The organism is Chroococcidiopsis sp. (assembly GCF_051657925.1).
Lineage (GTDB): Bacteria > Cyanobacteriota > Cyanobacteriia > Cyanobacteriales > Chroococcidiopsidaceae > Chroococcidiopsis.
In genome coordinates this window covers 1-7,473 of record NZ_JBOFLP010000343.1, presented here as the reverse complement: position 1 = coordinate 7,473, position 7,473 = coordinate 1, and the positions used below count along the sequence as shown (strand labels likewise).

Annotated in this window: 7 protein-coding genes and 1 pseudogene; all 8 read left to right on the top strand. The window is 46.1% G+C overall.

Translation table 11 applies throughout. From position 1 onward, the window contains the following. Positions 1-79: 79 nt before the first annotated feature. Positions 80-1,255: a scytonemin biosynthesis PEP-CTERM protein ScyF gene (gene scyF, locus ACRC32_RS27360; RefSeq protein WP_438556937.1), complete on the top strand. Its 1,176-nt coding sequence runs from the start codon at positions 80-82 to the stop codon at positions 1,253-1,255. A gap of 166 nt (positions 1,256-1,421) precedes the next feature. Then, positions 1,422-2,192, top strand: a complete 771-nt coding sequence (locus tag ACRC32_RS27355; RefSeq protein WP_438556936.1) for an EboA family metabolite traffic protein — start codon at positions 1,422-1,424, stop codon at positions 2,190-2,192. Positions 2,193-2,227: 35 nt separating this feature from the next. Further along, on the top strand, positions 2,228-3,169 hold the full coding sequence (locus tag ACRC32_RS27350; protein ID WP_438556935.1) for a TatD family hydrolase: 942 nt from the start codon (positions 2,228-2,230) through the stop codon (positions 3,167-3,169). Positions 3,170-3,225: 56 nt separating this feature from the next. Then, entirely contained in the window at positions 3,226-4,137 is a 912-nt protein-coding gene (gene eboC / locus ACRC32_RS27345; protein ID WP_438556934.1) for a UbiA-like protein EboC, read from the top strand. Between the two features lie 91 nt (positions 4,138-4,228). Then, positions 4,229-5,128, top strand: a complete 900-nt coding sequence (gene tyrA, locus ACRC32_RS27340) for a bifunctional chorismate mutase/prephenate dehydrogenase (RefSeq protein WP_438556933.1) — start codon at positions 4,229-4,231, stop codon at positions 5,126-5,128. Between the two features lie 16 nt (positions 5,129-5,144). After that, positions 5,145-5,840: a DsbA family oxidoreductase gene (locus ACRC32_RS27335; RefSeq protein ID WP_438556932.1), complete on the top strand. Its 696-nt coding sequence runs from the start codon at positions 5,145-5,147 to the stop codon at positions 5,838-5,840. 111 nt (positions 5,841-5,951) lie between these two features. Beyond that, complete coding sequence (locus tag ACRC32_RS27330; RefSeq protein WP_438556931.1) at positions 5,952-7,151, top strand: 3-dehydroquinate synthase; 1,200 nt, start codon at positions 5,952-5,954, stop codon at positions 7,149-7,151. 94 nt (positions 7,152-7,245) lie between these two features. After that, a pseudogene (locus tag ACRC32_RS27325) lies at positions 7,246-7,473 on the top strand (metabolite traffic protein EboE); the annotation flags it as partial.

Below are 7,473 nucleotides of genomic sequence, written 5' to 3'. Positions count from 1 at the left end.
AGAGCCAGAACAAACCTTATCTCAGTCCTCAATTTAGACCACATAACTATACAATTGCTCGGCAAGAGGAGTCAGACAGATGAGTTTATTCAGAAATTTCTCAATTGCGATCGCTGGTGCTGGATGTATCGTTCTCGCCACCACAGCCCAAGCTGGGGCTTCCATTACCTTAGAATATGACGACAGTATTGGTAGACCTGCTAACTTTGCCGCAGGTGAAACTCCATTCACTCCAGGTACGCTTGCTATTCCTCAAGGCATCGCCGTACAAGAAGAAACAGGTAATGTCTTCGTGGCTAATGACGTAACCGATCGCCTGGAGGTTTTCGATTCCCAAGGTAATTATCTTAAAGGCATTGGTGGTACGGGTAGCGGACCTGGGCAATCTGACGGGCAATCAGCGATCGCATTTGAACCAGAAACTGGAAATTTATATGCGGGTGATGTTAATAACAACCGGATTAACGTGTTCGATCCGCAAGGTAACTACGTCAAATCCATTGCTCAAGGTCAATTTAGCGGACTAATTGAAGGCAGACCTTTCTTTGGACCATCGGGTATTGTATTCGATAATAGTGGCAACGGATACGTGGGTGACTATAGCAGCGATCGCATCCTGAAATTTAATCCCTCAAGTGGCGAGATAACTGGTTCTATCGGCAGCAGTGGAACCACACCTGGACAATTTCAAGGACCCTCAGGCATAGCAGTCAAGTCTGATGGAAATTTAGTTGTGACTGACCAGTTCAACAACCGCATTCAAGTAGTTAGCCCAGAAGGTGATGCGCTGCTTTCCTTCGGCAAACAAGGTACTGGCGAGGGAGAATTCAATCAGCCAATCGATGTTGAAGTGGACGAGAAAGATAATATCTACGTGACGGATTCTATCAATAGCCGCGTCCAAGTATTCGATAAAAATGGTAACTTTCTGAGTGCATTTGGCGAACCTGCCCGCGATGCAAATGGTAATGTCGTACCACCTTTATCGTTAGGCGCACCCTCTCCCTATGGCGATCCCTTAGATCTCGAACCAGGCAAGTTTAATTGGACGGCGGGTTCAGACTTAAAAGATGGCAAGCTTTATGTTGGCGACTTTTTCCAGGGTCGCGTCCAAGCGTTAGATGTGGTCGATAGCTCCTCATCATCTGCTGAAGTTCCCGAACCTTCTGCATTTTTGGGTGTAGCTGTTTTAGGTGCTGGCGTTGCTGCTGTCAAGTTGAAAAAAAGCCTGCGGCAAAGGCATCTTAAGGGGTGAGGAGTGAGGGGTGAGGAGTGAGGGGACAAGGAGGACAAGGGGGACCAGGGAGCTGAGGAGTTGGGGAGCAATTCAAAATTCCATACACCCTACACCCTACACCCTACACCCCATTCATCACACTCCACTCACCACTCCATAACAAATGACAAATGACGAATGACCAATGACCATAACACAAGTTAGCATCACCGATTTAATTTATAGTTGGTTGGAGCGGAATGTCGATCGCGCGGGTTTGAATTGGTTGGAGGAAAAGCGATCGCAAATTGCTCAAGGAGCGGCTGTAAAAATATTTTTTACAGCTTTTAGTGCTACGCCGCGCTATACGGGCAAAAAAAGCTTGCAGTTAACGCCATCCGACTTGCAAGCAGCCGCGATTGCCCGCAAAGGTTGGTTTCCGATAAATTGGAGTGTCGATCGAACTGCGCGGATATTCCTAGTTCTAGCTCTACCACAAGATGACGAATCACAATACTTGCAAACGTTAGAGCAAGTCTTTACTGCTGCTGATATAGGGGAGTTAGTCGCACTCTACCAAGCCCTACCATTGCTATCTTATCCAGAGCGAATGAAAGCGCGGGCGGCTGAGGGAGTACGCAGCAACATGACTGATGTATTTAATGCTGTAGCCTTACAAAACCCATATCCAGCCGAGTATTTTGGCAATCTTGCTTGGAATCAAATGATATTGAAAGCATTATTTGTTGGTAGTCCACTGCATTTAATTCAAGGACTCGATCGCCGTGCTAATCCAGAACTAGCCGAGATGTTAGTCGATTATGCCAGCGAACGCCAAGCCGCTAACCGCTCGGTATCTCCCGAATTGTGGGAATTGGTAAAAAAAAGTCAAAAGTCAAAAGTCAAAAGTCAAAATGTCCTTACACCCAATACTCCACAACTACCAATTACCAACTACCAATTACCAAAATCATAAATCGCGATCGCCCCTTAACCAGAAGAGTATAAAGCATGAATAATTCCGAATTCCAAATGCCGAATTCCGAATTCTATATCGATCCTCACATCCACATGACCGCTCGCACTACATACGATTACATAATTATGCGGGAGTCAGGGATTGTGGCGACGATTGAACCTGCCTTTTGGTTGGGACAACCTCGCACCCACGTTGGCACGTTTCAGGATTATTTTAATAGTTTGGTAGGGTGGGAAAGGTTTCGAGCGAGTCAGTTTGGGATTCAACATTACTGCACGATCGGCATCAATCCGAAAGAGGCTAATAACGAAGCTCTAGCCGAGGCAGTGATGGAGTTGTTACCACTGTACGTTTGCAAAGAAGGTGTGGTAGCAATTGGCGAAATTGGTTATGACGACCAAACCCCAGCCGAAGACAAATACTTTCGCCGACAACTAGAACTAGCGAAAGAACTAGATATGCTGGTGTTAATTCATACGCCCCATCGCAACAAAAAAGCAGGAACGAGTCGCAGTATGGATGCTTGCATCGAGCATGGCTTAGATCCAGCACGGGTAATTATCGACCATAACAACGAAGAGACAGTACAGGAAGTTTTAGATCGGGGATTCTGGGCAGCTTTTACCATTTATCCGCAAACTAAAATGGGAAATGCACGTATGGCAGAAATTGTCAAGCAATACGGTTGCGATCGCATTATTGTCGATAGCAGTGCTGACTGGGGCATTAGCGATCCGCTTGCCGTACCCAAAACTGCCCAACTGATGCGAGAACGGGGGATTCCAGAGACTTACGTTCGAGCAGTTTGCTACGAAAATGCGCTAGCTGCATATAGCCAAAGCGGACAAATACAAGAAACAGACTGGCTTGCTTCAGATGCGATCGATCGGCGACAGATGTTTAACGGTAACTCAGTGTTGCGCGGACAAGAACCAACCGTGAGATCGAGCCGCGATTACATTTTGATCGAGTAGGGTGCGTTATTAACGCACCCTACTACTCACCCCTCACCCCTCACTCCTCACCCCTTATGAGTGCCACAAGTCTAAATTCATATCGCTTTTGGGCGTATCTTCAGTTGATGCGTCCGGCTAATATTGTTACTGCTTGGGCAGATATTCTTGCTGGATTTGCGATTTCTGGCTTTATGGTGATTCAAGCTGGAACTCTAGAATTGGAGGCACTCGGATGGTTGCTGTTAGCGACCACGGGTCTGTATGGTGGCGGAGTTGTATTTAATGATGTCTTTGATGCCGAACTAGATACTAAAGAGCGACCCGAAAGACCTATCCCAAGTGGGAGAGCATCCCGTCAAAGCGCAGCTACACTGGCTAGCGTGCTGTTACTTGTTGGTATAGTCGCCGCTAGTCAAGTTTCCTTCCTAAGTGCAATTTTGGCTATTTGCATTGCAGTTGGGGCAGTCGTGTATGACAGTTTAGGCAAGCATCAGCCTCTAGTAGGGGCGCTGAATATGGGCTTGTGTCGCGGTGGCAATCTCTTACTCGGTATGAGTGCCGTGCCTGCAATAGTTGGTGAATATTGGTTTTTAGCACTTATTCCGATTTTTTACATTGCTGCAATTACTAGCCTCAGTCAGGGTGAAGTACATGGAGCTAAAGGTAATACTCCGACGATCGCGCTTTTACTAATTTTTACCGTCATTGGTGCGCTGTTTGGATTAGAGCTGTTGCCCAATTATCACATCCTCAAAGCATTACCCGCGATCGCGCTATTTACTGGATATCTACTGCCCCCCGTTATTCAAGCTGTACGCCAACCCACTCCACAACAGATCCGCAATGCCGTGCGCTCGGGCATACTATCGCTCGTCATTCTCGATGCAACTATTGCCGCTGGTTTCGCCAGTTTGCCTTATGGCTTATTCGTTCTGTGTCTTTTACCGATTTCGATCGCACTCGCACAAATATTTGCTGTGACTTGAAAAGAGGGATAAGGGGTAGGGGATAAGGGGTAAGGGAGATTGCCCTTCAAGCTTTACCCAACTACCAACTACCAACTACCAAACTTTTACAATGACATCAAATTCATTAAGTCATAACAGGTCTCGAAAAATCACGATTATTGGTGGACGGGGTAGGATGGGTAAGTTTTTTACCCAACATCTGTCTACAACTGGGCATCAGGTTAGTACTTTGGGTAACCAGGACTGGGATCGAGCCAGTCAACTGCTGGGTGAAGCAGAACTTGTCATAGTTAGCGTTCCCATCGAACGGACAGTAGCTGTTATCGAACGTGCAGCCAAGTATCTGTCGCCAACTACAGCTTTAGCTGACATTACAAGTATTAAAGCCCAACCCGTACAGGCAATGCTGGCAAATCATGCCGGAGCCGTGATGGGATTGCATCCGATGTTTGGTCCCAGCGTTAAATCGTTTGCTGGACAAAAAGTCGTGATTTGTTCTGGGCGAAACGACGAAATATTTCAGTGGTTATTAGATTTTATTGCCGATCGCGGTGGCGAATTAATTAGCTGCACGCCTGAAGAACACGATCGCATTATGGTAACGATCCAAGCAACGCAACACTTTTCTCGATTTTGCTGCGGTGCATTCTTATCAGTAGAAAACATCGATCTCGATCGAAGCTTGTCAATGTCAACTCCCAGTTATCGTCAAGAGATTGAGATTGTCAATCGCTTATTCACACAAAATCCAGCTTTATGCGTAGATATTATGCTAGCTACAGAAGAAAGATGCGAAGCGATCGCCAGATTAGCACAAACCTACAGCCGTTTAGCAGAACTCGTTGTTAAAAAAGACCGTTCGTCATTAATCCGAGAATTTGAAATTGCCCAAAGCTTTTTTACTCAAGAAAATTTAGCTTCCACCAAACAAAAAGAATACGCAATGCCTTCGGAGGTTCGCGAAGCGACCATTGCTGTAACTCAGTGCCAGCAATCGGTTATCAGTTAATTTTGACTTCTGACTTTTGACTTTTGACTTCCTGTTACCCATTACCCCTATGTTGATTGATATTTTCCACGATTTTGCTTGCCCTTGGTGCTGGATTGGCAAAAAACACTTGTTTGATGCGATCGCTCAATGGCATGGTGAAGCTATCCGCATTCGTTGGCATCCATTCTTATTAGATAACTCCATTCCGCCCGAAGGATATGAGTTTCGTAGCTTTATGCAGGCAAGAAAAGGAATCGAAGCGGCAGCACTACAGCAAATGTTCGATCGCACTCGCCAGATAGGTGAGAGAGCAGGAGTTAAGCTAGATTTTAATCAGATCTCTTTGGCTGTTAACACAACTCTTGCTCATCAATTAGTTGCTTTAACACCTGAAGATCTCAAAACAACTTTAGTTGAAGCAATTTATCAAGCTTATTTTGAACGTAACCTCAATCTTGGCGATCGGGAAACTCTGATTTCTATAGGCGATGCTGTTGGCGTAAATACAAATAAATTTCGTAATTTTTTAGATAGTCATGCGTTAGTTAACTCAGTTATCGCTGAGTCAACATTTGCGCGACTAAATGGGATTACCAGTGTACCATTATTCATCTTTAACAACAAAGTCACAGTTGACGGCTCTCACTCAATCGAAGTATTTAAACAAGCCATGACTCGCGCTGCACTAATGGAAAAAAGTGATGTGTTGGGAGTCGTGAAGAGGGTGTAGGGTGTGGGGTGTGGGGTGTAGGGAATTTAAATTTCTTTCTCCCCCAGCTTCCGCAGCTCTCTTTTCCTCTTGTTCTCCTTATCCCCTCGCTCCTCACTCCTCACTCCTCACATGATTCTTGAAATTCAGCGTCAGACTAATTACAGTCTGCAACCAATTCATCAACGTGTATCTGTCACCTTTCGCTATCAAGTGCATTTCACTAAAGGATTGTTTCAATTAGACAATCCGTTGTTAGCACGGGTGATGACAGCTAGTGAAAATATTCCTAAACAAGCAATTGCAATCGTCGATGCGGGATTAGTATCTCATCATCAAGACTTTATTGCCCAACTATCTACCTACGCTCGACGATATAACCATGCATTCCAGCTGGCTGCTGTGAAAGTCGTTGCTGGTGGAGAAGCTACTAAAAACGATCCCCAGGCAATTGAACAAATTCAACAGCTAATTCACCAAACTGGCTTATGCCGTCACTCCTATGTATTGGCGATCGGTGGTGGTGCTGTATTGGATATGGCAGGATATGCAGCCGCAACCGCTCACCGAGGCATTCGGCTTATCCGAGTCCCGACAACCGTATTAGCTCAAAACGATTCCGGTGTAGGCGTTAAAAATGGCATCAATGCTTTTGGCAAGAAAAACTTTCTCGGCACGTTTGCGCCTCCCTATGCTGTTTTAAATGACTGCGACTTTCTCTACAGCTTGGACGATCGCGATTGGCGATCGGGCATTGCCGAAGCAATCAAGGTTGCTTTAATCAAAGACGCAAGCTTCTTTGACGCGATCGCCAGCTCTGCTCCTGCATTGGTGCGGCGAGAGATAGATGCCATGCAACAACTAATTTATCGTTGCGCTCAGTTGCATCTAGAACATATAGCTAACAGTGGCGATCCGTTTGAAATGGGTTCGTCTCGTCCCTTAGATTTCGGTCATTGGGCTGCGCACAAACTAGAGCAATTGACTGACTACAGCTTGCGCCACGGGGAAGCTGTCGCGATCGGCATCGCATTGGACAGTACCTATTCTTATCTATTAGGGCTACTTTCGCGCGGTGAGTGGCAACAGATACTCAATCTTCTGGAGGCGCTAGGCTTTGCCTTATACGTCCCCCAAATGAGACAAGACTGCTTATTTCAGGGACTCACTGAGTTTCGAGAGCATTTAGGCGGCGAGTTAACTCTCATGCTCCTGCAAGCGCTTGGACAGGGAATTGAAGTTCACGAAGTCGATCCGATGCTGTACGGGGAAGCGATCGCAATTTTAGCTGACAGAAGTAGGGAGCAGTTATCAGTGACTAGTGACCAGTGACCAGTGACCAGTGACCAGTTAACAATCCACTACACCCCACACCCCACACCCCACACCCTATTTACTACTAGCCGCTCTCTACTGATAGCTGACAATGAAAATCGATCGTAATTTACATTTAACATATTGCACTAATATTCATCCTGGGGAGGGGTGGAGCCAAGTTTTTGCTAACCTCCAGCAGTACATTCCCGCATTGAAGCAACGGCTAGCTCCCAAACAACCATTCGGGATTGGGTTGCGCTTGGCAGATGTGGCGGCGAGGGAACTGTTAACAGAAAATAATCTGATTGAGTTGCGATCGTGGCTGCGCGATCGCAAT